Origin of the sequence: Escherichia sp. TC-EC600-tetX4 (genome assembly GCF_019356055.1) — a bacterium.
Lineage (GTDB): Bacteria > Pseudomonadota > Gammaproteobacteria > Enterobacterales > Enterobacteriaceae.
Map to the genome: position 1 here is coordinate 3632613 of NZ_CP079924.1, position 23484 is coordinate 3656096.

Annotated in this window: 22 protein-coding genes; 6 read left to right on the forward strand and 16 right to left on the reverse strand. The window is 52.6% G+C overall.

Going from position 1 to position 23484, the window contains the following annotated elements:
- The first annotated feature begins 33 nt into the window (after nt 1-33).
- From rcsF to KXD89_RS17720, 4 genes are all read left to right on the forward strand, one after another.
- The gene (gene rcsF / locus KXD89_RS17705; RefSeq protein WP_001202329.1) at nt 34-438 is read left to right on the forward strand and encodes an Rcs stress response system protein RcsF; all 405 of its coding nucleotides are present in this window, start codon (nt 34-36) and stop codon (nt 436-438) included.
- Nucleotides 435-1142, forward strand: coding sequence for a tRNA (N6-threonylcarbamoyladenosine(37)-N6)-methyltransferase TrmO (gene tsaA / locus KXD89_RS17710; RefSeq protein ID WP_000094011.1), 708 nt, complete (start codon nt 435-437; stop codon nt 1140-1142). Before rcsF ends, tsaA begins: the two co-directional genes overlap by 4 nt.
- A gap of 111 nt (nt 1143-1253) precedes the next feature.
- On the forward strand, nt 1254-2972 hold the full coding sequence (proS, locus tag KXD89_RS17715; protein WP_001260717.1) for a proline--tRNA ligase: 1719 nt from the start codon (nt 1254-1256) through the stop codon (nt 2970-2972).
- Between the two features lie 53 nt (nt 2973-3025).
- Nucleotides 3026-3850 (forward strand): YaeF family permuted papain-like enzyme, encoded by an 825-nt coding sequence (locus KXD89_RS17720; protein ID WP_001336393.1) that lies wholly within the window; start codon nt 3026-3028, stop codon nt 3848-3850.
- A 199-nt stretch (nt 3851-4049) separates the two neighbouring features.
- On the opposite strand, the gene nlpE is transcribed toward KXD89_RS17720, so the two are convergent.
- The 3 genes from nlpE to KXD89_RS17735 are packed head-to-tail and all read right to left on the reverse strand — an operon-like array spanning nt 4050 to nt 5738.
- Nucleotides 4050-4760: an envelope stress response activation lipoprotein NlpE gene (gene nlpE / locus KXD89_RS17725; protein ID WP_000239163.1), complete on the reverse strand. Its 711-nt coding sequence runs from the start codon at nt 4758-4760 to the stop codon at nt 4050-4052.
- A gap of 13 nt (nt 4761-4773) precedes the next feature.
- A complete protein-coding gene (gene arfB, locus KXD89_RS17730; protein ID WP_000635537.1) occupies nt 4774-5196 on the reverse strand; it encodes an alternative ribosome rescue aminoacyl-tRNA hydrolase ArfB in 423 nt (140 codons plus the stop codon).
- A complete protein-coding gene (locus tag KXD89_RS17735) occupies nt 5193-5738 on the reverse strand; it encodes a YaeQ family protein (RefSeq protein ID WP_001185290.1) in 546 nt (181 codons plus the stop codon). Before KXD89_RS17735 ends, arfB begins: the two co-directional genes overlap by 4 nt.
- A 165-nt stretch (nt 5739-5903) precedes the next feature.
- Between KXD89_RS17735 and KXD89_RS17740 the strand changes: the two genes are divergently transcribed.
- Both KXD89_RS17740 and rof read left to right on the forward strand, forming a co-directional pair.
- Complete coding sequence (locus KXD89_RS17740) at nt 5904-6104, forward strand: YaeP family protein (protein WP_000417058.1); 201 nt, start codon at nt 5904-5906, stop codon at nt 6102-6104.
- Entirely contained in the window at nt 6091-6351 is a 261-nt protein-coding gene (gene rof / locus KXD89_RS17745) for a Rho-binding antiterminator (RefSeq protein ID WP_000062312.1), read from the forward strand. The genes KXD89_RS17740 and rof overlap by 14 nt, the downstream gene beginning before the upstream one ends.
- A gap of 48 nt (nt 6352-6399) precedes the next feature.
- On the opposite strand, the gene tilS is transcribed toward rof, so the two are convergent.
- The 13 genes from tilS to rseP form a co-directional block, all read right to left on the reverse strand.
- Nucleotides 6400-7698, reverse strand: coding sequence for a tRNA lysidine(34) synthetase TilS (gene tilS, locus KXD89_RS17750; protein WP_000176549.1), 1299 nt, complete (start codon nt 7696-7698; stop codon nt 6400-6402).
- 64 nt (nt 7699-7762) lie between these two features.
- Entirely contained in the window at nt 7763-8152 is a 390-nt protein-coding gene (locus KXD89_RS17755; RefSeq protein WP_000901099.1) for a VOC family protein, read from the reverse strand.
- Between the two features lie 56 nt (nt 8153-8208).
- The gene (gene ldcC, locus KXD89_RS17760) at nt 8209-10350 is read right to left on the reverse strand and encodes a lysine decarboxylase LdcC (RefSeq protein ID WP_001020973.1); all 2142 of its coding nucleotides are present in this window, start codon (nt 10348-10350) and stop codon (nt 8209-8211) included.
- A gap of 98 nt (nt 10351-10448) precedes the next feature.
- Nucleotides 10449-11408 (reverse strand): acetyl-CoA carboxylase carboxyl transferase subunit alpha, encoded by a 960-nt coding sequence (accA, locus tag KXD89_RS17765; protein ID WP_000055741.1) that lies wholly within the window; start codon nt 11406-11408, stop codon nt 10449-10451.
- Nucleotides 11409-11420: 12 nt separating this feature from the next.
- Nucleotides 11421-14903, reverse strand: a complete 3483-nt coding sequence (gene dnaE, locus KXD89_RS17770; RefSeq protein WP_001294757.1) for a DNA polymerase III subunit alpha — start codon at nt 14901-14903, stop codon at nt 11421-11423.
- Nucleotides 14904-14939: 36 nt separating this feature from the next.
- On the reverse strand, nt 14940-15536 hold the full coding sequence (rnhB, locus tag KXD89_RS17775) for a ribonuclease HII (protein WP_000569430.1): 597 nt from the start codon (nt 15534-15536) through the stop codon (nt 14940-14942).
- Nucleotides 15533-16681, reverse strand: a complete 1149-nt coding sequence (gene lpxB, locus KXD89_RS17780) for a lipid-A-disaccharide synthase (RefSeq protein ID WP_000139654.1) — start codon at nt 16679-16681, stop codon at nt 15533-15535. The genes rnhB and lpxB overlap by 4 nt, the downstream gene beginning before the upstream one ends.
- Nucleotides 16681-17469 carry an acyl-ACP--UDP-N-acetylglucosamine O-acyltransferase gene (gene lpxA, locus KXD89_RS17785; RefSeq protein ID WP_000565966.1) on the reverse strand — a complete coding sequence of 263 codons (789 nt, stop codon included), beginning with the start codon at nt 17467-17469 and terminating at the stop codon, nt 16681-16683. The genes lpxB and lpxA overlap by 1 nt, the downstream gene beginning before the upstream one ends.
- Nucleotides 17470-17472: 3 nt before the next feature.
- The gene (fabZ, locus tag KXD89_RS17790) at nt 17473-17928 is read right to left on the reverse strand and encodes a 3-hydroxyacyl-ACP dehydratase FabZ (protein WP_000210739.1); all 456 of its coding nucleotides are present in this window, start codon (nt 17926-17928) and stop codon (nt 17473-17475) included.
- A 104-nt stretch (nt 17929-18032) separates the two neighbouring features.
- A complete protein-coding gene (gene lpxD / locus KXD89_RS17795; RefSeq protein WP_001139279.1) occupies nt 18033-19058 on the reverse strand; it encodes a UDP-3-O-(3-hydroxymyristoyl)glucosamine N-acyltransferase in 1026 nt (341 codons plus the stop codon).
- Nucleotides 19059-19061: 3 nt separating this feature from the next.
- On the reverse strand, nt 19062-19547 hold the full coding sequence (gene skp, locus KXD89_RS17800) for a molecular chaperone Skp (RefSeq protein ID WP_000758956.1): 486 nt from the start codon (nt 19545-19547) through the stop codon (nt 19062-19064).
- A 121-nt stretch (nt 19548-19668) separates the two neighbouring features.
- Entirely contained in the window at nt 19669-22101 is a 2433-nt protein-coding gene (gene bamA / locus KXD89_RS17805; RefSeq protein ID WP_001240896.1) for an outer membrane protein assembly factor BamA, read from the reverse strand.
- 29 nt (nt 22102-22130) lie between these two features.
- A complete protein-coding gene (gene rseP, locus KXD89_RS17810; RefSeq protein ID WP_001295561.1) occupies nt 22131-23483 on the reverse strand; it encodes a sigma E protease regulator RseP in 1353 nt (450 codons plus the stop codon).
- Between the last annotated feature and the right edge of the window lies 1 nt (nt 23484).

The window sequence follows — 23484 nt, forward strand, 5'->3', positions numbered from 1 at the left end:
ATTGACGTTTTGATCATACATTGAGGAAATACTATGCGTGCTTTACCGATCTGTTTAGTAGCACTCATGCTAAGCGGCTGTTCCATGTTAAGCAGATCCCCTGTCGAACCCGTTCAAAGCACTGCACCCCAGCCGAAAGCGGAGCCTGCAAAACCGAAAGCGCCGCGCGCCACGCCGGTCCGAATTTATACCAATGCAGAAGAATTAGTCGGCAAACCGTTCCGCGATCTCGGTGAAGTCAGTGGCGACTCTTGCCAGGCCTCTAATCAGGACTCTCCGCCGAGCATTCCAACCGCACGTAAGCGGATGCAAATCAACGCCTCTAAAATGAAAGCCAATGCTGTATTACTGCATAGCTGCGAAGTCACCAGCGGTACGCCAGGCTGCTATCGTCAGGCTGTATGTATCGGTTCTGCGCTTAACATTACGGCGAAATGAGCAGTTTCCAGTTCGAGCAAATAGGCGTTATTCGCTCGCCCTATAAAGAAAAGTTCGCCGTTCCGCGCCAGCCAGGTCTGGTAAAAAGCGCCAACGGCGAACTGCATCTCATTGCTCCCTACAACCAGGCCGACGCCGTTCGCGGCCTGGAAGCGTTCAGCCATTTATGGATCCTTTTCGTCTTTCATCAAACGATGGAAGGCGGCTGGCGTCCGACTGTGCGTCCACCGCGCCTCGGCGGTAACGCCAGAATGGGGGTTTTCGCAACACGCTCTACTTTCCGCCCTAACCCAATTGGCATGTCGCTGGTAGAGCTGAAAGAGGTTGTTTGCCATAAAGACAGCGTGATTCTGAAGCTCGGCAGTCTGGATCTGGTCGATGGTACGCCGGTAGTGGATATCAAACCGTATCTCCCCTTTGCCGAATCGCTTCCCGATGCCAGTGCCAGCTATGCGCAAAGTGCGCCAGCTGCAGAGATGGCGGTGAGTTTTACCGCAGAGGTCGAAAAGCAGCTTTTGACGCTGGAGAAGCGTTATCCGCAGTTAACGCTGTTTATCCGCGAAGTACTGGCGCAGGACCCGCGCCCGGCCTATCGTAAAGGTGAGGAAACGGGCAAAACCTATGCCGTCTGGCTACATGATTTTAACGTTCGCTGGCGCGTCACCGACGCAGGTTTTGAAGTCTTTGCGCTGGAACCGCGTTAAATTCACGCCCTTCTCTTTTGACATTTCTTTTGCACTGGTAAACTAAATCACTTTTTTTTGTCCCAGGCTCGCCTTGAGCCTGTTCTACCTTCCAACTGGAACCGTAACAACATGCGTACTAGCCAATACCTGCTCTCCACTCTCAAGGAGACACCTGCCGACGCCGAGGTGATCAGCCATCAGCTGATGCTGCGCGCCGGGATGATCCGCAAGCTGGCCTCCGGGTTATATACCTGGCTGCCGACCGGCGTGCGCGTTCTGAAAAAAGTCGAAAACATCGTGCGTGAAGAGATGAACAACGCCGGTGCGATCGAGGTGTCGATGCCGGTGGTTCAGCCAGCCGATTTGTGGCAAGAGAGTGGTCGTTGGGAACAGTACGGTCCGGAACTGCTGCGTTTTGTTGACCGTGGCGAGCGTCCGTTCGTACTCGGCCCAACTCATGAAGAAGTTATCACTGACCTGATTCGTAACGAGCTTAGCTCTTACAAACAGCTGCCGCTGAACTTCTATCAGATCCAGACCAAGTTCCGCGACGAAGTGCGTCCGCGTTTCGGCGTCATGCGTTCCCGCGAATTCCTGATGAAAGATGCTTACTCTTTCCATACTTCTCAGGAATCCCTGCAGGAAACCTACGATGCAATGTATGCGGCCTACAGCAAAATCTTCAGCCGCATGGGGCTGGATTTCCGCGCCGTACAAGCCGACACCGGTTCTATCGGCGGCAGCGCCTCTCACGAATTCCAGGTGCTGGCGCAGAGCGGTGAAGACGATGTGGTCTTCTCCGACACCTCTGACTATGCAGCGAACATTGAACTGGCAGAAGCTATCGCGCCGAAAGAACCGCGCGCTGCTGCTACCCAGGAAATGACGCTGGTTGATACGCCGAACGCGAAAACCATCGCGGAACTGGTTGAACAGTTCAATCTGCCGATTGAGAAAACGGTTAAGACTCTGCTGGTTAAAGCGGTTGAAGGCAGCAGCTTCCCGCAGGTTGCGCTGCTGGTGCGCGGTGATCACGAGCTGAACGAAGTTAAAGCAGAAAAACTGCCGCAGGTTGCAAGCCCGCTGACTTTCGCGACCGAAGAAGAAATTCGTGCCGTGGTTAAAGCCGGTCCGGGTTCACTGGGTCCGGTAAACATGCCGATTCCGGTGGTGATTGACCGTACCGTTGCGGCGATGAGTGATTTCGCTGCTGGTGCTAACATCGATGGTAAACACTACTTCGGCATCAACTGGGATCGCGATGTCGCTACCCCGGAAGTTGCAGATATCCGTAACGTGGTGGCTGGCGATCCAAGCCCGGATGGCCAGGGTAGGCTGCTGATCAAACGTGGTATCGAAGTTGGTCACATCTTCCAGCTGGGTACCAAGTACTCCGAAGCACTGAAAGCCTCCGTACAGGGTGAAGATGGCCGTAACCAAATCCTGACGATGGGTTGCTACGGTATCGGGGTAACGCGTGTGGTAGCTGCGGCGATTGAGCAGAACTACGACGAACGAGGCATCGTATGGCCTGACGCTATCGCGCCGTTCCAGGTGGCGATTCTGCCGATGAACATGCACAAATCCTTCCGCGTACAAGAGCTTGCTGAGAAACTGTACAGCGAACTGCGTGCACAAGGTATCGAAGTGCTGCTGGATGACCGCAAAGAGCGTCCGGGCGTGATGTTTGCTGATATGGAACTGATCGGTATTCCGCACACTATTGTGCTGGGCGACCGTAACCTCGACAACGACGATATCGAATATAAATATCGTCGCAACGGCGAGAAACAGTTAATTAAGACTGGTGACATCGTCGAATATCTGGTGAAACAGATTAAAGGCTGATGCCAGAAAGGGTCCTGAATTTCAGGGCCCTTTTTTTACATGGATTGTATAAAATGGATAAACCAAAGGCGTACTGCCGCCTGTTTCTCCCCAGCTTTCTTTTACTTTCGGCTTGTACCGTTGATATCAGCCAGCCAGACCCATCAGCCACAGCAGTAGATGCCGAGGCAAAAACATGGGCTGTCAAATTCCAGCATCAAAGCTCTTTCACCGAACAATCAATAAAAGAAATAACGGCACCTGATCTCAAACCCGGCGATTTGCTGTTCTCCTCAAGCCTTGGGGTAACCTCATTTGGAATCCGCGTCTTCAGCACTTCCTCTGTGAGTCACGTTGCAATCTTTCTGGGTGATAATAACGTTGCAGAAGCGACAGGCGCTGGCGTCCAGATCGTTTCCCTTAAAAAAGCGATGAAGCATAGTGATAAGCTTTTCGTCTTACGAGTCCCGGATCTTACCCCGCAACAAGCCACAGATATCACCGCGTTTGCCAATAAAATCAAAGATAGCGGTTATAACTATCGCGGCATTGTCGAATTTATTCCCTTTATGGTGACTCGCCAGATGTGCTCACTGAATCCGTTCTCCGAGGATTTTCGCCAACAGTGCGTCAGCGGCCTGGCGAAAGCGCAGTTAAGCAGTGTGGGCGAAGGAGACAAAAAGTCGTGGTTTTGTTCGGAATTTGTCACGGATGCCTTTGCCAAAGCCGGGCATCCACTTACACTGGCGCAATCGGGCTGGATTAGCCCTGCCGATCTGATGCATATGCGTATTGGTGATGTCTCTGCGTTTAAGCCAGAAACGCAGTTACAGTATGTTGGGCACCTGAAGCCTGGGATTTATATCAAGGCGGGTCGCTTTGTTGGTTTGACCCGGTGATAAAGTAAATGCCTTATCCGCCTTAAGGTATGAGGGGGGTTGTAGGCATGATAAGACGCGCCAGCGTCGCATCAGGCGTTGAGCACCATTGCCGGATGCGGCGTAAACGCCTTATCCGGCCTACAAAAAACGTGCAAATTCAAAATGTTGAAATATATCCTTCTGGCCTGTTTTGCGTTTGTTTCTGTCTCAAGACGGGTTACTGCCCCAAACTACTGCAATCCTGGTTGGGGTAAAATTTCCCTGCCGTATCGGGTGCCAATACTTTAGTCGGCGCACCGGTATCCGGATTACCCTCAAGCGTAAAGTGACCTTCTACTGACAGTAACACCGGTTTTTCACTGTGACCGCGCGCAGCCAGGTAGCTACGCTCCAGCTCTGCGTTATTCGCTACCATGAAACGTTTTCCGGTCGCGCAATCAGTGAAGGTCGCCGCATCAGCCATATAAAAATACATGCCCCGCAGGGTCATCGGCGTCATAGGTAAACTGGATTGTGCCGCTTCCAGCGTATAGTTGAACTGCGATTCAATCGGATTGCCTTCACGATCGAGCATCTCCAGCGCATCGCCTTTCGCCCGATAATATGACTTTTCACCTTTGCTGTCGGTTAATACCAGCTTGTCAGCGGTTCGCGCCCATGTACCGTAGGAAGCGAAGGAGGAAGGTTCTTCACGAGCACCGAGATAACGCTCATTCATCACCCATGTTCCGTCTTTTTCGAGGAACAGAGAGGTTTCGATTCCTTCGCAATCGGCACACGGCAGCACGCCGCGCCAACTTTGCGGCATCGGTTTCAGTTCGGCAGCCTGCGCCGGAGAAAGCGTATCGACTTCGGCCCGATTATTACATCCCATCAGAGTAAAGAGGCTGATTACAGCCATCGCTGTCACTATCGCTTTTTTCACCATCCATTCCTTCTTTTTATTCCCGACCGCTGCGCACTTTGCCGCGCATCGCCTTCACGCTTGATTTTTGTGCTTTCGATGCCAGCCTGCGCTCTTTCGATGCACGGGTGGGCCGCGTGGGTCGTCGGGCTTTTTTTTCTGTTGTTAATTCTTTAATCATAGCCACCAGCCGGGCCAGAGCTGCTTCGCGGTTCAGTTCCTGACTGCGGTATTCCTGTGCCTTAATGACAATCACGCCATCACTGCTGATCAAATGATGGCTGGCGGCGAGCAGACGCTCTTTGTAATACTCTGGCAGGCTGGACGCCCGAATGTCAAAACGCAGATGAATAGCCGTTGAGGTCTTATTAACATGCTGCCCGCCCGCGCCCTGCGCACGAATGGCGGTGATCTCAAGCTCACCATCGGGAATAGCAACATGTCGGGAAATCACAATCATGAAGGTTGTTGCCAGGCGGTTAAGTTCACTTCCAGATTATTCTTATCATCCGATAACCAGATCACGCCATCCTGAATCGTTGCCTGCAGCGTCATGGTACGATCGGCAAAGGCGCTTACTTTCGCCAGTTGTTCATCGTCCAGATACCAGACGGAAAGATTGGCAAACTGCACACATTTGCTCTGATTTTGCTGCCACCAGATTTGCGCCGCCCGACTATTATAGGTAAACAGCGCCACTTCTGCGGCCTGGGTGCAGGCTTTCTTAATCCGCCGCTCATCCGGCAGCCCCAGCTCAATCCACAAATCAATGCCCAGGTGATCGTTACGCAGCCACGCTTCCGGCTCATCATCGGCACACAAACCACGGGTAAATTGCAGACGTTCATCAGCATATTTCAGCCACGCCAGCAAGCGCAGCATCATACGCTCCTGGGTTTCTGAAGGATGGCGCGCCAGCGTCAGAGAGGCATCGAGAAACTGGTTGCGGTCGAGATCGGCCACATTAACCGTCGCTTTATAAATTGTCGCTTTAAGCGCCATAAGAAAACTCCTTTCGAATCAGGAGGCCATTGTAACGGAATACGTGCAGTTGCGGCGCTGATATTGCAGAAATGAGTGTGGTATAGTCACCTTGCGAAACAGAGTTTATCTTCGTAGGCTTAGACTTGCATCCACGGTTAAGTCAGAGTGCTGACAGGAGGGCATGTGGAAAAATATTGTGAGTTAATACGCAAGCGGTACGCGGAAATCGCCAGCGGAGACTTAGGATACGTTCCGGACGCGCTGGGCTGCGTTTTGAAAGTGCTGAATGAAATGGCTGCCGACGACGCCCTTTCTGAGGCTGTCAGGGAAAAAGCAGCATACGCTGCGGCAAACTTACTGGTGAGCGATTATGTCAATGAATGATACGTATCAACCAATCAATTGTGATGATTACGATAATCTTGAGCTCGCCTGCCAGCATCATTTAATGCTGACACTTGAGCTGAAAGATGGCGAAAAATTGCAGGCAAAAGCCAGTGATTTAGTCTCCCGCAAAAATGTGGAGTACCTGGTCGTCGAGGCCGCTGGCGAAACCCGCGAGCTGCGTCTGGATAAAATTACCAGCTTTAGCCACCCGGAAATCGGTACGGTGGTGGTAAGCGAATCCTGATTGACTTTCGCCGGATGCGACGTTTGATGCGTCTTATCCGGCTTTCACTTAACTAAGCGTTTTCTGCCAGACAAAACTTACGCCATTCTCACCTTCAGCCACACCTTCTTGCGTCACAAATACCCCTGCCGCCGCAATCAGCGTTTCGCCATAAAACAGCAGTGGCGTGGTGTCACGTAGCCACGGCGGCACGCCCAGCTCTTGCCAGATTTTCTTTAGCTTACGTCCGCCGTTACGCCCGACAATATGCAGCAATCCTGGCGCTTTGAAACGCACGCTGACCGCTTCGTCTGCACGCGGAGGGCGAATATCGCCTCCCGCATTAAGCTGTACACTTCCCAGCCCCGCCGGTAATTCCAGCGGTTGAAGCCACGTCTGCCACGGCACAATGTTTTCGCTTTGCCCGGTGACGGATTTAATCCACCACAGTTGCGACTGATAGCGTCGGATTTCAAACGCGCCCAAACGTAAACAGGGTGAGGCATCTTCCCGCGCCAGCGCCACTTCCTGCCAGATCCTCACCAACGCGTCGCGGGAAGGCATCGGTGCATTCTGCCCTGCCAGCCAGCGGCGGATAATCGCCGCGCGGCGGGCATCACTCATCGCCAGCATTGGCACAATCTGCAGCGTCCCCTGCGGCGATTGACAGTGTGCTAAATCATCTGCCAGCAGTTCATCCAGCAGGCTCTCTTGTTCAGCACAAAGTGCGGCGCTGCGGGCCGTTGCTTCGGCAAAATGCGGCCAACGCTGCTGCAATAACGGCACTACGCGCAGGCGCAGAAAGTTACGATCGTATGAGTCGTCCTGATTACTTTCGTCTTCAATCCAGCGTAAATCATACTGACGCGCCCACTGCACCAGTTCCCCCCGCGTGCGGGCGAGCAACGGGCGAATAAGCCGCGTTCCGGCAAACTCCGAGACTTCCGCCATAGCCGAAAGCCCGGCAGGGCCACTGCCGCGTTTTAGCGCCAGCAGAAAGGTTTCACATTGATCGTCGAGATGTTGCGCGGTGACCAGCACTTCACCGGGCAACAAGGTGCGGGCAAATGCCTGATAACGTGCCTGCCGCGCCTGGGCCTCAATGCCCAGTCCTTCTTGCGCAAGTTGTACGCGTTCGACCACCAGCGGCACCTGCCACTGTTGGCAGACGTTTTCGCAATGCGTAACCCAGGCATCGGCATTGGCACTTAAACCGTGATGCACATGAATAGCGCGCAGAGCGACACCCGGATTTTCCGTCCGCCACTGCACCAACTGATGCAGCAGAACGGTGGAGTCAAGCCCGCCGCTAAAGGCCACCAGAATCTGGCGTGAGGTGAGAAGTTGTCTATTGAGCGTGAGTGTCATGATGGTGCGATTTTACAGTAGCAATGCCCGGCACGTTACCGGGCAAATGCGGCGATGACAAGCCTTACTGCTCATACAGTTCCAACGGCAGCCCGTCCGGATCGTTAAAGAAGGTGAAGCGTTTTTGCGTGTATGGATCGACACGGATGGTTTCACACTTCACGTTATGGCTTTCAAGGTGCGCCACTGCCGCATCGATGTCATCAACGCTAAAAGCCAGATGACGCAGACCGCAAGCTTCCGGTCGGCTGGGTCGTTCCGGCGGGAACGGAAATGAGAAAAGCTCAATCACATATTGCCCATTAAGCGCCAAATCCCCTTTCCATGAGTCGCGCGCTTCGCGATAGACTTCGCTTTGCAGCGTGAAACCAAGAATATCGCAGTAGAAAGCTTTGCTCACCGCATAATCCGTCGCAATAATCGCAATATGGTGAACCTGTTTTAAACCCAGCATAACGTCTCCTTTATTTGTTAACAGCACGTTACTCGCCCGGAAGCCGCTCTGGCAAGTTATCCCGCCATTTTTAGGACTCGTACGCGGTAAACGCCGTCTTCGTCCTGTTTCGCGCCGTGAATATCCGTTTCAAAACCGGGGTAATGTTGCCCGACGGAACAAAGCATCAGTAGAAAATCGAGTACTGTGCGGCTCTCTTTGGTCAGCATTTCTCCAGGCATCAACAGCGGTACGCCCGGTGGATAAGGCAGGATCATATTTGCCGATACTCTACCGACCAGTTGTTCCAGCGCAATGGTTTCTACTTCGCCTTTAATTTGTCGTTGCCATGCCTGATGTGGCGTCATGATCATCTCCGGCAAAGTATCGAATGCCCGCAACATCAAACCGGGAAGATCGTGTTTACGAATCAGCTTATGGATCCCTTGTGCCAGATCCTGAATACGCATATTGCGGTAGAAATCGGGATCTTCTGCATAGAGATCGGGTAGCATATTTTTGATCCGCAGGTTGAGATCGTAAGAGCGTTTGAATTCCGTCAACCCACGCAATAATCCCATTGCTTTGGTTTTATCGATGCCAATACTAAAGAGAAACAGCAGGTTATAAGGGCCGGTTTTCTCTACTACGATCCCACGTTCGTCGAGGAATTTTGCTACCAGCGCCGCCGGGATCCCCTCCTCGCTCATATTGCCCTGCTCGTCCATCCCCGGTGTCAAAATAGTGACTTTAACCGGATCGAGAAACATATGATCGGCATCCGCATCGTTAAAGCCGTGCCACTGTTCGCCAGGCGCAACGGGCCAGCATTCGGCTTCATCCACCTGCGGCGGTTGCCAGATATCGAAAAACCAACCGTCAGACTCTTCCCGCAGCCGCTGGACCTCTTTGCGAAAATGCAGAGCTCGTTCTACTGAACGGTTAATCAGCCGTTTGCCCGGATTACCACGCAGCATCGCCGCCGCCGTCTCAACCGAAGCAACAATGGGATAACTGGGCGAGGTGGTGGTATGCATCATAAAGGCTTCGTTAAAGGCCTCTTCGTCATACTCGCCTTTAATGTGGATCAGCGAAGCCTGCGATAACGCCGCCAGCATTTTGTGGGTCGATTGCGTTTCGAAGATCACTTTTCCCGCAACACGCTCGCCGCTCATACCACTTTTACCCTGGTAGATCGGATGAAAATGGGTGTACGGCACCCAGGCAGAATCGAAGTGAATCGACGGGACATCCAGCGTCTGTTTGATCCAGTCGGTGTTGTAGAGCAAGCCATCATAGGTGGAGTTGGTGATCACCGCATGAACCGGCCATTGTGCTTGCGTGGTAGCAGCGACTTTCTCTTCGATGCTGTCGCGAGTAAATTCACGGCGCGGGATCCCACCAAGAATCCCCAACGCATTACGCGTCGGTTTCAGCCAGACTGGCACTACATCGTTCATCATCAACAGATGCGCCAGCGATTTATGACAATTGCGGTCGATCAACAGCGTACTGCCGGATGGCGCGGCGTACATACCCACAATTTTGTTCGACGTCGATGTTCCGTTGGTAACGATATAACTCTGTTCCGCGCCAAAAGTCCGCGCGATGTACTCTTCCGCTTCCAGGTGTGGCCCGGTGTGGTCGAGCAACGAACCAAGCTCGGTGACCGAAATAGAGACATCAGCCTTAAGAGTATTCCCGCCGAAAAAATCATAAAACAGACAGCCAACCGGGCTTTTTTGATATGCGGTGCCGCCCATATGCCCCGGCGTACAAAAGGTGTACTTCCGCTCTTTGACGTAGGTAAACAAGGCTTTCGTGAACGGCGGTGTAATGTTATCAAGATATTCGTCGGTGTACTGACGCATACGAATGGCGATATCTTCCGCCTGCCCCAGCGCATATTCAAAAAACCAGAGCGCCATCCGCATATCCTGCACGCTGACATCCATCGTCGAGTGGGTGTTGATGAAGGCATAAAGCGGGAGATATTCATTAAGCTGATTGATATCGCTACATAAATCGAGACTGTACTCATCCCAGTCAAAAATCACGCCGCAAATTCGAGGGTTATGCTCGATAAATTTCAGCAAATCAACGCTGTTTTGTGGCCAGATAATCTGAAAGCCTTGCGCCACCAGCGCCGACTCCAGTTCTTTGATGGGCTCATCTTTATAAAAGACGCCATGCGGTCCCATAATGGCAATGATGTTCATGTGTTCCTCCTGGAAAATCCTTCCTTAATCATAGCCTGCTCAAACCGTGGCGATAAAAAAGGGCCACCGAAGTGACCCTTTTTCAGAACTTTTGCGAATTACGCGTAACCGTAGCTCATCAGGCGCTGATAACGACGATTTTTTAAATCTTCAGTGCTTAACACGTCGAGATCGGCCAGATCCGCCAGCAGTTGCGCTTTCAACGATGCCGCCATCGCTTCCGGGTTACGGTGAGCACCACCCAGTGGTTCCGGGATGATGGAGTCGATCAGTTTCAGTTCTTTCAGACGCGGAGCAATGATACCCATCGCTTCAGCCGCCAGCGGCGCTTTGTCGGCGCTCTTCCACAGAATGGACGCACAACCTTCCGGCGAGATAACGGAATAGGTGCTGTATTGCAGCATATTCACTTTATCGCCCACGCCAATCGCCAGCGCACCGCCAGAACCACCTTCACCGATAACCGTACAAACTACCGGTACGCCGAGGCGAGACATTTCACGCAGGTTGCGTGCAATGGCTTCAGACTGACCACGCTCTTCTGCGCCCACGCCAGGATAAGCCCCCGGGGTGTCGATAAAGGTGATGATAGGCATCTTAAAGCGTTCAGCCATTTGCATCAGACGCAGTGCTTTGCGGTAACCTTCTGGCGCTGGCATACCAAAGTTACGGCGAATTTTTTCTTTGGTTTCACGACCTTTTTGATGACCAATGATCATCACCGGACGACCATCGAGACGGGCGATACCACCGACGATAGCTTTATCGTCTGCATACGCGCGGTCGCCAGCCAGTTCGTCAAATTCATCAAATGCCAGGCGAACGTAATCCAGGGTATAAGGACGCTGTGGATGGCGTGCCAGTTGCGCAATCTGCCATGCACCGAGATCGGCGAAGATTTTACGTGTCAGTTCTACGCTTTTTTCACGCAGACGATGCACTTCTTCATCGATGTTAATATCCAGTTTCTCATCCTGACGGCTAACCGCAGTCAGAGAATCGATTTTCGCTTCCAGCTCTGCAATCGGCTGTTCAAAATCAAGGAAATTCAGACTCATAGTATTCCTGTATTAGTCAAACTCCAGTTCCACCTGCTCCGAACCAATGAGGCCACGGAGATCGTTTAATAAACGATCGCTCGGAGAGACACGCCACGTCGCGCCAAAACGCAACCGCGCGCGTGCATCCGCCCTCTGATAGTAGAGATGTACTGGAATTGTCCCAGAGCGGTGGGGTTCCAGAGACTGACGGAGTCGGTTTAAAAGCTGGTCATCAATTTGCCTGTCCGTCAGCGAGATAGCAAGCCCGCGAGCATATTTTTCCCGGGCTTCGTCAATATCCATCACTTCGCGAGCGGTCATTTTAAGCCCACCGCTGAAGTCATCAAAGCTGACCTGTCCGCTGACGATAAGTATGCGGTCTTTTTCCAGCAATTGCTGGTATTTATCCAGGGCGTCAGTAAACAACATCACTTCCAGCCGCCCGGAACGGTCATCCAGCGTGCAGATACCGATACGATTGCCGCGCTTGGTGACCATAACCCGCGCGGCAACAACGAGCCCCGCAGCCGTGATGACTTTACCACGTTCTGTCGGGTGCATGTCTTTCAGCCTTACGCCTCCGACATAACGCTCAATCTCTTTTAAATACTGGTTGATAGGGTGTCCGGTCAGGTACAGGCCTAACGTTTCACGTTCCCCATCTAATACCACCTGCTCCGGCCACGGTTGGCAGCTGGCGTAGGATTGTTCAATTTGTTCCGGCTCTTCGGCCAGCACGCCGAACATATCGGCCTGACCGATAGCTTCCGCTTTCGCGTGTTGATCTGCCGCTTTTAACGCATCGCCCAGCGAGTTCATCAGCGCTGCGCGATGTGGCCCAAGACGGTCAAACGCCCCGGACATGATCAGTTTTTCCAGCACGCGACGGTTCAACTTTTTGGTGTCGGTACGGGCGCAGAGATCAAACAGTTCGCGGAAGTAGCCGCCTTTATTACGGGCTTCGATGATGGCCTCAATCGGACCTTCACCGACCCCTTTGATCGCGCCAATACCATACACGATTTCGCCGTCGTCGTTGACGTGGAAATGGTAAAGACCGGAGTTTATATCTGGTGGCAGGATTTTCAGCCCCATCCGCCAGCACTCATCCACCAGACCCACCACCTTCTCGGTGTTGTCCATATCGGCGGTCATTACCGCCGCCATAAACTCCGCAGGATAGTGCGCTTTCAGCCATAACGTTTGATATGACACCAAAGCATAGGCCGCAGAGTGCGATTTGTTAAATCCGTAACCAGCGAATTTCTCCACCAGGTCGAAGATTTTCATCGCCAGTTCAGCGTTGATTCCGTTCTTTTCTGCACCTTCAGCAAATACAGAACGTTGCTTAGCCATCTCTTCCGGCTTTTTCTTACCCATCGCACGACGCAGCATATCCGCGCCACCGAGGGTATAACCAGAAAGCACCTGCGCAATCTGCATGACCTGTTCCTGATACAGGATAATGCCGTAGGTTGGCTCCAGTACCGGTTTCAGGCTTTCATGCTGCCACTGTACGTCCGGATAGGAGATCTCTTCACGACCATGTTTACGGTCGATAAAGTTATCCACCATCCCTGATTGCAACGGACCGGGGCGGAACAGTGCCACTAGGGCGATCATATCTTCGAAGCAGTCAGGTTGTAGACGCTTGATCAGGTCCTTCATGCCGCGCGATTCAAGCTGGAATACCGCCGTGGTTTCCGAGCGTTGCAGCATGTCGAAGCTTTTCTTATCATCCAGCGGGATCGCAGCGATATCCAGCGGCGGCTCGCCATTCTTCGCCCGCCGCTTGTTGATCATCTCCAGCGCCCAGTTGATGATGGTGAGCGTACGCAAACCAAGGAAGTCGAACTTCACCAGTCCGGCGTATTCAACGTCGCTTTTATCAAACTGGGTGACCGGATGTTTGCCCTCTTCATCGCAGTAAAGCGGCGCAAAATCGGTAATTTTGGTCGGCGCGATAACCACCCCACCGGCGTGCTTACCGGCGTTACGGGTGACCCCTTCCAGTTTGCGCGCCATGTCGATCAGCGCCTTAACTTCTTCATCCGCTTCGTAGATTTCCGGCAGCTGCGGCTCGGCTTCAAACGCTTTCGCCAGCGTCATCCCCGGATCGGGCGGGATCAGTTTCGAGATACGATCGACAAAGCCGTACGGATGCCCCAGCACGCGGCCTACGTCGCGGATCACCGCTTTCGCCGCCATTGTACCGAAGGTGATGATCTGCGATACCGCATCACGACCGTACATGTCCGCTACGTGCTCGATAACCTGATCGCGTTTCTCCATACAGAAGTCAACGTCGAAGTCAGGCATGGAGACACGTTCCGGGTTAAGGAAACGTTCGAACAGCAGGTCAAATTCCAGCGGATCGAGGTCGGTGATTTTCAGCGCGTAGGCCACCAGTGAACCCGCACCGGAGCCACGGCCTGGCCCTACCGGTACGCCGTTATCTTTCGACCACTGGATAAATTCCATAACGATGAGGAAGTAGCCCGGGAAGCCCATCTGGTTGATAACCTGAAGTTCAGTCTCCAGACGTTCGTCATATTCCGGGCGGCGCTTAAGACGTTCTTCCTCATCAGGGAATAAAAAGGCCAGACGCTCTTCCAGGCCCTCTTTTGCACGCTTGACCAGATAATCTTCGGTGCTCATGTCCCCGGTCGGGAACTGCGGCAGGAAGTATTCACCAAGACGCACGGTTACGTTACAGCGTTTGGCGATCTCAACGGTGTTGGCAAGGGCTTCGGGGATGTCGGCAAACAGCTCACACATCTCCTCTTCGCTACGCATATATTGCTGCGGCGAATAGTTACGCGGGCGTTTAGGATCGTCGAGGGTAAAGCCGTCGTGGATCGCGACGCGGATTTCGTGTGCGTCAAAGTCGCTGCTGTCGATAAAGCGCACGTCGTTGGTCGCCACGACGGGCAAACCGCGCGCTTCCGCCAGTTCCACCGCCGCGTGCAGATAGCTTTCTTCATCCGGCCTGCCGGTGCGGATCAGCTCGAGAAAATAGCGATCCGGGAAGTGTTCTTCATAAAACGCGACACACTCATCTACCAGCGCGCTGTTACCACGCAAAAGACTGCGTCCGACGTCGCCCATGCGTCCGCCGGAAAGAAGGATCAACCCTTCGTTTAATTCGATAAGCCAGTCGCGATCGATGATCGGCCCGGCGGCACCGTACCCGCGCTGATACGCTTTTGAGATCAGCAACGTCAGATTCTGATAGCCGGTATTGTTCGCCGCCAGTACCGTCAGGTGGGTTAACTCATCACCCAGCAGGTCGCACTGGACGTTAAAATCTGCCCCGACGATAGGCTTAATCCCTGCGCCATGTCCCGCTCCGTAGAACTTCACCAGACCACAAAGGTTGGTGAAATCGGTGATCGCCAGTGCTGGCATACCCAACGCCGCCGCCTTTTTTACCAACGGTGCGGTTTTGGCCAGGCCATCGATCATCGAGTAGTCGCTGTGCACCCGCAGGTGTACGAAACGTGGTTCAGACATCTTCAGATTCCGGTTTACTTAATCTCGACACAAGAATCAGGACGCAAGTCCCAGTGCGCGTTTGACAGGCCCAAAGCTGCGCCGATGGTGTTCGGTCGCGCCGTGTTCAGCCAGTTTTTCCAGATGAAAAGCGGTTGGGTACCCTTTGTGTTGGGCAAAACCATATTGCGGGAAAACAATATCCAGCGCCGCCATTTCGGCGTCACGCGTCACTTTCGCCAGGATAGACGCGGCACTGATTTCCGGTACGCGGCTATCGCCTTTCACCACAGCCATCGCAGGCATCGGTAATTTCGGGCAGCGGTTACCATCAATCAACACATATTCCGGCGCAATATGCAGCCCAGCGACGGCACGCTGCATCGCCAGCATGGTCGCATGAAGAATGTTCAGCTCGTCGATTTCGTGGGGTTCCGCGCGGCCCAGACTCCAGCTCAACGCTTTCTCTTTGATCTCTTCATAGAGCGCCAGACGGCGTTTTTCGCTCAGCTTTTTGGAATCATTCAGCCCGGCAATCGGGCGCGCCGGGTCAAGGATCACCGCAGCGGTGACGACCGCGCCAACTAACGGCCCGCGTCCGACTTCATCCACACCCGCAACCAGCTGCGTGTGCGGATAAACAAATTCGATCATTGTGCTAACTCCAGAACGGCTTGTGCCGCCTGCTCATCGGCATTGCAGCGGATCTGCTGATGCAGTTCACGGAAGGTATCGTGCATCGCGTGGCTGGTTTTCCCGTTCGCCAACAGCGGTAACAGCGCCGCAGCCAGTTTTTGCGGCTCACACTCTTCCTGCAATAATTCTTTGACTAACTCTCTGCCCGCCAGCAGATTTGGCAGCGAGACATAATCAGTTTTCACCAGCCGCTTCGCCAACCAGAAGGTAAAAGGCTTCATGCGATATCCCACCACCATCGGGCATTTCGCCAGCATACACTCCAGGGCTGCCGTACCCGACGCCAGTAGCGCCGCATCGCTGGCGACCATCGCCTCACGGCCCATCCCATCCAGCAAATGAACTGAAAGGTCTGGCGCGACTTCAGCTTTGATGCGTTCAAACTGCTCGCGGCGTTTGGCATTCACCAGTGGCACCACGATTTCGAGATCCGGATATGTCTGGCGCAAAAGCTGGGCCGTTTTCAGGAAATCGGCACTAAGCATTTCAACTTCTGCACCACGGCTCCCCGGTAGCAACGCCAGGCAGTGGGCATCGTGAGGGATCCCCAGCACATCACGGGCGGCATTTTTATCTGGATCTAATGGCATGGCATCAGCCATGGTATGACCGATAAAGCGGCACGGTACGTTGTATTTGTCATAAAACGCTTTTTCGAAAGGCAGAAATGCGAGCACCAGATCGGTGGCTCTGCCTATTTTGAAAACACGTTTCTGTCGCCACGCCCAGACTGACGGACTGACGTAATGAATGGTTTTGATACCCTGCTTTTTGAGGTTACCTTCAAGAGTAATATTGAAGTCAGGCGCATCAATACCAACAAAAACATCTGGCTTCAGTTCGCCAAAACGCTTTGTCAGATCGGCACGAATATGCAGTAAGCGACGCAGACGACCGAGCACTTCAACAATGCCCATCACCGCCAGTTCTTCCATTTCGTACCAGGCTTCGCAGCCTTCAGCCTGCATTCGTGGCCCGGCAACACCAACAAAGCGGGCGTTGGGCACATGTTCTTTCAGAGCGCGGATTAAACCGGCCCCCAGGATATCGCCGGAGGTTTCTCCGGCGACCAGGGCAATCGTTAATGGACGCTGTTCAGTCATTAACGAATCAGACCGCGCGTTGAGCGTGCAAAGAAATCGGTAAAGGCTTTCACTTCCGGATATGTTTCCGCCAGTTCAGCAATTTCCGGTTTCACTTCATCGAGCGTTTTACCGCTACGATAAATCAGCTTATACGCATTGCGGATAGCGGTAATCGCCTCACGGCTGAATCCGCGGCGCTTCAGCCCTTCGATATTGACACCGAACGGCGTTGCGTGGTTACCCTGCGCAATGACATAAGGAGGGACGTCCTGCGCCACACCGGAGCAGCCGCCAACCATCACGTGCGCACCAATGATGCAGAACTGATGGACTGCGGTCATGCCGCCGATGATCGCGAAGTCGTCAACCGATACGTGACCCGCCAGCGTTGCGTTGTTGGCGAGAATACAGCGGTTACCTACCGTACAATCGTGCGCAATGTGCGCGTTGATCATCAGTAAGTTGTCGCTGCCCACCTTCGTCAATCCACCGCCCTGGACTGTGCCACGATGAATGGTGACGCTTTCGCGAATGCGGTTACGATCGCCGATTTCCACACGGGTCGGTTCGCCAGCATATTTCAGATCCTGGTTAACTTCGCCGATGGAGGCGAACTGATAAATCTCATTATCGCGGCCAATTTTAGTATGACCATTCACGACAACGTGAGATTTCAGTACGGTACCCTCACCAATTTCGACATGGGGTCCAACGATACAAAAAGGACCAATGTGTGCGTTCGCGCCAATTGACGCGCCCTCTTCCACAATGGCGGTTGGATGCACAAAGGCGGATTTATCAATCACGTATCAGGCCTCCCGGCTACGAGCACACATCATCGTTGCTTCGCAAACTACTTTACCATCGACCAGAGCAACCCCTTTAAAACGGGTCAGGCCGCGGCGCGTTTTTTCGAAAGTGACTTCCATGATCATTTGATCGCCAGGCACGACCGGGCGCTTGAAGCGCGCTTCGTCAATACCAGCGAAGTAGTACAGCTCACCCGGTTCCAGTTTTCCTACGCTTTTAAACGCCAGAATACCTGTTGCCTGTGCCATTGCTTCCAGAATCAGCACACCCGGGAAAATCGGTTTTCCAGGGAAATGGCCCTGGAAGAATGGCTCATTGACAGAGACATTTTTTACTGCGCGCAGAAAACGACCTTCTTCAAAATCCAGCACGCGATCCACCAGTAAGAACGGGAAACGGTGCGGCAGAAGTTCTAAAATCTCTTCAATCTGCAGAGTATGAGTGTTAGTAGTCAAGATACTCTTCCTGTCAAAATATAAGAAACGACAATAATAACACGGCCTGCCGCAATCGTAAGAATGAGACAGGCCGTAAAGTTTGGCGAACAAAAGATGGAACGTTAGTCTTGTTGATTAACCTTGCGCTCAAGCGATTTCAGACGCTTGCTCATGTCATCAATGTTCATCACCAGTGCAGCGGTTTTGCGCCAGACTTTGTTGGGTTGCAGCGGAATGCCTGAGGAATAGACGCCTGGTTCAGTGATGGGACGCATCACCATACCCATGCCCGTAACCGTCACTTTGTCGCATATTTCCATATGCCCGTTGATTACGCTGGCTCCGCCGATCATGCAGTAACGACCAATTTTCAGGCTGCCCGCCATAATGACGCCACCGGCAACCGCCGTATTGTCGCCAATCACGACGTTATGTGCAATCTGGCACTGGTTATCAATGATCACGCCATTGCCAATAATAGTGTCATCCAGCGCGCCGCGATCGATGGTTGTGCAGGCACCGATCTCCACGCGATCGCCAATAATTACGCGACCAATCTGTGGGATCTTCACCCAGTTACCACGATCGTTGGCATAACCAAAGCCGTCTGCGCCTACCACTGTTCCGGACTGGATCAGGCAATTCTGACCGATCTGGATCTCATGGTAAATGGTTACGTTCGCCCAGAGACGCGAACCTGCACCGATTTTGCTGTTTTTACCTACGAAGCAACCGGCACCGATAATCACGTTATCGCCCAGTTCAACGCCGGACTCAATCACCGCGTTAGCGCCAATCGATACGTTGTTACCCAGCTTCGCCGTCGCGTCGATCACCGCACTGGGTGCAATGTTCTGCGCGGGCTGCGGCGTGGTATCTAAAATTTGCGCCATGCGCGCGTAAGTCAGGTAGGGATTCTTCACTACCAGTGCGGCACTTTTCGCGAAAGGAAGATCGTCCTGGGTCATGACAACCGCGGACGCCTGGCACAAGCCTAAATGCTCACGGTATTTTGGGTTAACCATGAACGTAATGTGACCTGTTTGTGCAGATTGCATGGACGCAACGCCGGTGATGACGATATCGCCATCACCGTGTAGTTCTGCATCCAACTGCTGCGCTAAATCAGCCAGTCGAATTGAAGGCATTACTTATTTAACCTGTTTCAGTACGTCGGCAGTGATGTCTTTTACATCGCTGCTGTTGTAAGCAACGGCGTTTGCATCAACAACCAGATCGATATCCTGGCTGTTGGCAACGGATTTCACAGCAGTCTGGATACGAGTAACCAGTTTGCCGCGTTCTTCGTTGGAACGACGTGCGCGATCCTGCTCAAAAGCCTGCGCTTTCTGAGCAAAAGTCTGGCGCTGAGCCATCACGTCTTTTTCCAGCTTAGTGCGATCGCTGCCCGCTTTCATGGACTGCAGCTTTTTCATTTTAGCCTGCAGATCGGTTTCCATACGCTGCAGTTCGCTGGCACGGCCTTTGAACTCATTTTCCAGCGTGTTAGAAACACCGGTTTTCTGCGCTACCTGCTGGAACAGGCTGCCCATGTTGACGATTGCAATTTTGTCAGCCGCCTGAGCAGAAGTTGCCAGTGCTAAACCGAGACCTGCAGCTAATAACCACTTTTTCACAATAAACTCCTTACCATCCCATTTGCACCGGAGGGTGCAGTTCTTTGCGTGGCCCGGCGATCTTATATTGATCGCCTAAAGTCATCGCTACACTACCACTACATTCCTTTGTGGAGAACACTTACCAGGTTTTACCGATGTTAAACTGGAACTGTTCTGCCTTGTCTCCATCGTACTTTTTGAACGGCTGGGCGTAGGAGAACACCAACGGCCCCAATGGGGACATCCATTGTAATGCGATACCCGCAGACATACGGATATTGCTTGGATCACTATAGTCCGGATATCCAGAATATTGGCTGGAATCCCAGTTTGTATCCCAAACGGTACCCATATCCCAGAAGAAGGAAGTACGAACCGAGTTAGCATACTTATCGCTAATAAACGGCGTCGGGGTGATGAACTCGAGGCTGGCAACCGCCATGGCGTTACCGCCTACAGCATCATCCGATTTACACAGGTCTTTCGCGCCGTCCTGAGTCGCACATTCGTAATCATAGTCCGGATCATAATTACTGGCCTGATGCGGGAAGTAAACTGCTTTCGGACCAATGGTATTGGACTGGAAGCCACGCACGGTGCTGGAACCACCGGCATAGAAGTTCTCGTAGAACGGCATCTCTTTGCCGCCTAAACCATCACCATAACCCCAGCGGGTACGCCCCAGAACAACCCATTTGTGATCGTCATCGATCGGCACATAAGTCGCCGTGTCTAACGTCACTTTGTAGTATTCGTTATCCGATCCAGGAATGGTCACTTTACCGGTCAGGTTGACACGTGAACCATCTGTCGGGAAGTAACCACGGTCAAGCTTGTTATAGGTCCAACCATAGTTGAACGTGAAGTCGTCCGTTTTGAAGCTGTTATCCTGATCAGAGGTGCTCGGATGTTCACCCATAGAGTACAGATAACGCCACATCGCAACCTGAGGCTGCATGTTGGACAGGGAGTTATGTACATAACCCAGACCTGCACGCAGCGAGTTATATTCGTTAATCGGGAAGCCCAACGTCACGTCTGTACCATAACTCTTGTTGGTATAGTCGGACAGGTCGGCGTCATCTGCCTGGAAGTCATTATAGAAGAGACGACCACCGAGGCTTACGCCATCTACGGTGAAGTACGGGTTGGTTACCGACAGTTCAGCATAGGTCTGGTAATCGTTTTTGGTCCCGTTGATACCAACAGCATAACCTGTACCTAACCAGTTATCCTGCTGCACACCAGCCTGGAAGCTCACGCCACTTTCAGTACCGTAACCAATACCAAAGTTGAAGCTACCGGTGTTGCGCTCTTTTACCTTGTAGACGACATCAACCTGGTCCGGGCTACCCGGAACACGTTGGGTATCGGTATCGACAGTTTCAAAGAAGCCCAGACGATTCAGACGCTCCTTACCCTGATCGACCAGATCGCTCCCCAGCCATGCACCTTCCATCTGACGCATTTCGCGACGCAGGACGGCATCTTTCGAGGTATCGTTACCTTCAAAACGGATCTTACGCACGTAGAAACGGTTACCCGCATCAACGTTCACACGTAATTTAACGGTTTTGTCGGCATCGTTAATTTCGGGCATCGACTGTACGCGCGGATAGGCATAACCATAGCGACCGAGAAGCTTTTTGATGTCATCTTCCATCTTGGTCACTTTGGTGCCGTTATACAGCTCACCCGGCTCGATCTTAGTCAGCTGCTCAATTTCAGCGGAGTGCCCGGCAAGGTTGCCGCTCACTTCAACGCCAGAAAGCTTGTACTGATCGCCTTCGGTGATGTTCACCGTGACGTAAATACCTTTTTTATCTGGCGTCAGACTGACCTGGGTAGAGTCGATGTTGAAACGGGCATAACCGCGATCCAGATAGTAGCTGCGCAGGGTTTCAAGGTCGCCCGCCAGTTTCTGTTTCTGGTATTTACGATCGCCTACCACGTTCCACCACGGCACTTCGTCACGCAGTTGGAAATGAGAGATCAGTTCGTCGGTGGTGAAAGCATGGTTACCAACAATGTTAATTTGCTGGATTTCAGCTGACACACCTTCCTGGAACACCAGTTTTAGGTCAACACGGTTGCGCGGCAGCGGGGTCACGACAGCTTTTACGCTGGCGCTATATTTACCGACGCTGTAGTAGAAGTCTTCCAGACCTTTCTCGATATCGGCAATGGTGGTGCGATCGAGGGATTCGCCCACACGCACACCAGAAGCCTCGAGGTTTTGCTTCAGCATGTCATCTTTCACCGATTTGTTACCGGAGAAAGTAATGCTGGCAATGGTCGGACGTTCTTTTACCTGAACCAGAAGGGTATCACCATCACGAAGGACGCGAACATCCTCAAAGTTGCCGGTAGCAAACAGAGCGCGAATGGTATTACTGATATCTTCATCATTAACCGTGTCGCCTGTGCGCACCGGCATACTGAGGAGGGCCGCACCAACGGCGACACGCTGAAGGCCTTCGAAATGAATATCTTTCACTACGAACCCTTCAGCACCGTATACGGTGGCGCTGCTAAACAGCAGCGACGCTATGAGCAACTTTTTCATCGCCATCGTTATTATGCGTTCTTCCTAACTAACTCTCATAACCGAGAGAAATCATTGAAAAGTGCAAGCCCCATTAACAGCACCAGCAGAATCGAGCCAATGCGATAACAAAAGTCTTGAACCCGCTCGGATACCGGTCCGCCCTTGATCTTTTCGATCGCAAGGAACAGCAGATGCCCCCCGTCAAGTACGGGCAACGGAAACAGGTTAATTATCCCTAAGTTCACGCTAATAAGCGCAAGAAACGGCAGGTAATAAACAACCCCGAGTTCCGCTGTCATCCCAGCCCCCTTGGCGATAGAGATCGGCCCACTGAGGTTGTTCAGTTTCACATCACCGGTGATCAATTTTCCCAGCATACTGACCGTCAGCTTCATCAGCTGCCACGTTTTGTCCGTGGCTTCGACGATGGCGTTGAACGGCCCATACTGGCGTACAACTTTATACTCATCTGGCAAAGGAATGACTTTCGGCTCAATACCGACAAAACCAATCGCTTTACCATTACCCGGTTTACTCTCCGGGATTAATGTCAAAGACAAGGGACTCCCCTGCCTTTCGATTTCTAACGCTAAGGATTTACCCGGGTTATCCCGGACAAGCATCACAAAGGTCACCCACTGCGTTAAGGGCTGACCATCGACTTTAACGATCCTGTCGCCTGCTTGCAAACCTGCCTTGCTTGCCGCCGAGTTTGGCTGCACATTTTCCAGTACAGGTTCAATTTGCGGCCCACGAGGACGAATCCCCAGCGAAGATACCGGATCTTCTTTATCAGGCTCAAACGCCCAGTGACGTAAATCGAGCTTTACATCCCGCCGTTGGTCGCTGCCAAATGGCGCTACTGTAATGGTGGTGCTTTCATCGCCAATTTTATCGACCAACTGCAAACGCACGGCATCCCAATCAGGCGTTTCGATACCATCTACGGCTTTTAGTTCCGTACCTGGTGCAATTTGTGCTTCCGCAGCTATCGAATTGGCTGCTATTTCGCCAACCACCGGACGTACGCCAGGCACACCAATAATAAAAACCAGCCAGTAGGCAAAGATAGCAAAAATGAAGTTTGCAACCGGACCTGCGGCAATAATCGCCGCTCGTTGGCCGACAGATTTATTATTGAAGGCATGGTGGCGGAGTTCCGGAACGACCGGTTCTGCGCGCTCATCCAGCATTTTGACATAACCGCCCAACGGGATCAGGGCGATAACATATTCGGTGCCGAGCTTATCAGTTCGCCGCCAGAGCGCCTTACCAAACCCTATTGAGAAACGCTCAACGCGAACACCACAACGCCGGGCAACCCAGAAATGACCAAATTCATGCACGGTGATAAGTACACCCAGTGCAACGATGAACGAAGCCAAATCCCAGAGAAAACTCAGCATA

Coding starts and splice junctions, on each gene's coding strand:
- rnhB (WP_000569430.1), bottom strand. CDS start 15,536: ATGATCGAATTTGTTTATCCGCACACGCAGCTGGTTGCGGGTGTGGAT.
- bamA (WP_001240896.1), bottom strand. CDS start 22,101: ATGGCGATGAAAAAGTTGCTCATAGCGTCGCTGCTGTTTAGCAGCGCC.
- dnaE (WP_001294757.1), bottom strand. CDS start 14,903: ATGTCTGAACCACGTTTCGTACACCTGCGGGTGCACAGCGACTACTCG.
- KXD89_RS17720 (WP_001336393.1), top strand. CDS start 3,026: ATGGATAAACCAAAGGCGTACTGCCGCCTGTTTCTCCCCAGCTTTCTT.
- lpxB (WP_000139654.1), bottom strand. CDS start 16,681: ATGACTGAACAGCGTCCATTAACGATTGCCCTGGTCGCCGGAGAAACC.
- ldcC (WP_001020973.1), bottom strand. CDS start 10,350: ATGAACATCATTGCCATTATGGGACCGCATGGCGTCTTTTATAAAGAT.
- accA (WP_000055741.1), bottom strand. CDS start 11,408: ATGAGTCTGAATTTCCTTGATTTTGAACAGCCGATTGCAGAGCTGGAA.
- nlpE (WP_000239163.1), bottom strand. CDS start 4,760: ATGGTGAAAAAAGCGATAGTGACAGCGATGGCTGTAATCAGCCTCTTT.
- lpxD (WP_001139279.1), bottom strand. CDS start 19,058: ATGCCTTCAATTCGACTGGCTGATTTAGCGCAGCAGTTGGATGCAGAA.
- tilS (WP_000176549.1), bottom strand. CDS start 7,698: ATGACACTCACGCTCAATAGACAACTTCTCACCTCACGCCAGATTCTG.
- rseP (WP_001295561.1), bottom strand. CDS start 23,483: ATGCTGAGTTTTCTCTGGGATTTGGCTTCGTTCATCGTTGCACTGGGT.
- proS (WP_001260717.1), top strand. CDS start 1,254: ATGCGTACTAGCCAATACCTGCTCTCCACTCTCAAGGAGACACCTGCC.
- rcsF (WP_001202329.1), top strand. CDS start 34: ATGCGTGCTTTACCGATCTGTTTAGTAGCACTCATGCTAAGCGGCTGT.
- KXD89_RS17735 (WP_001185290.1), bottom strand. CDS start 5,738: ATGGCGCTTAAAGCGACAATTTATAAAGCGACGGTTAATGTGGCCGAT.
- KXD89_RS17755 (WP_000901099.1), bottom strand. CDS start 8,152: ATGCTGGGTTTAAAACAGGTTCACCATATTGCGATTATTGCGACGGAT.
- arfB (WP_000635537.1), bottom strand. CDS start 5,196: ATGATTGTGATTTCCCGACATGTTGCTATTCCCGATGGTGAGCTTGAG.
- rof (WP_000062312.1), top strand. CDS start 6,091: ATGTCAATGAATGATACGTATCAACCAATCAATTGTGATGATTACGAT.
- tsaA (WP_000094011.1), top strand. CDS start 435: ATGAGCAGTTTCCAGTTCGAGCAAATAGGCGTTATTCGCTCGCCCTAT.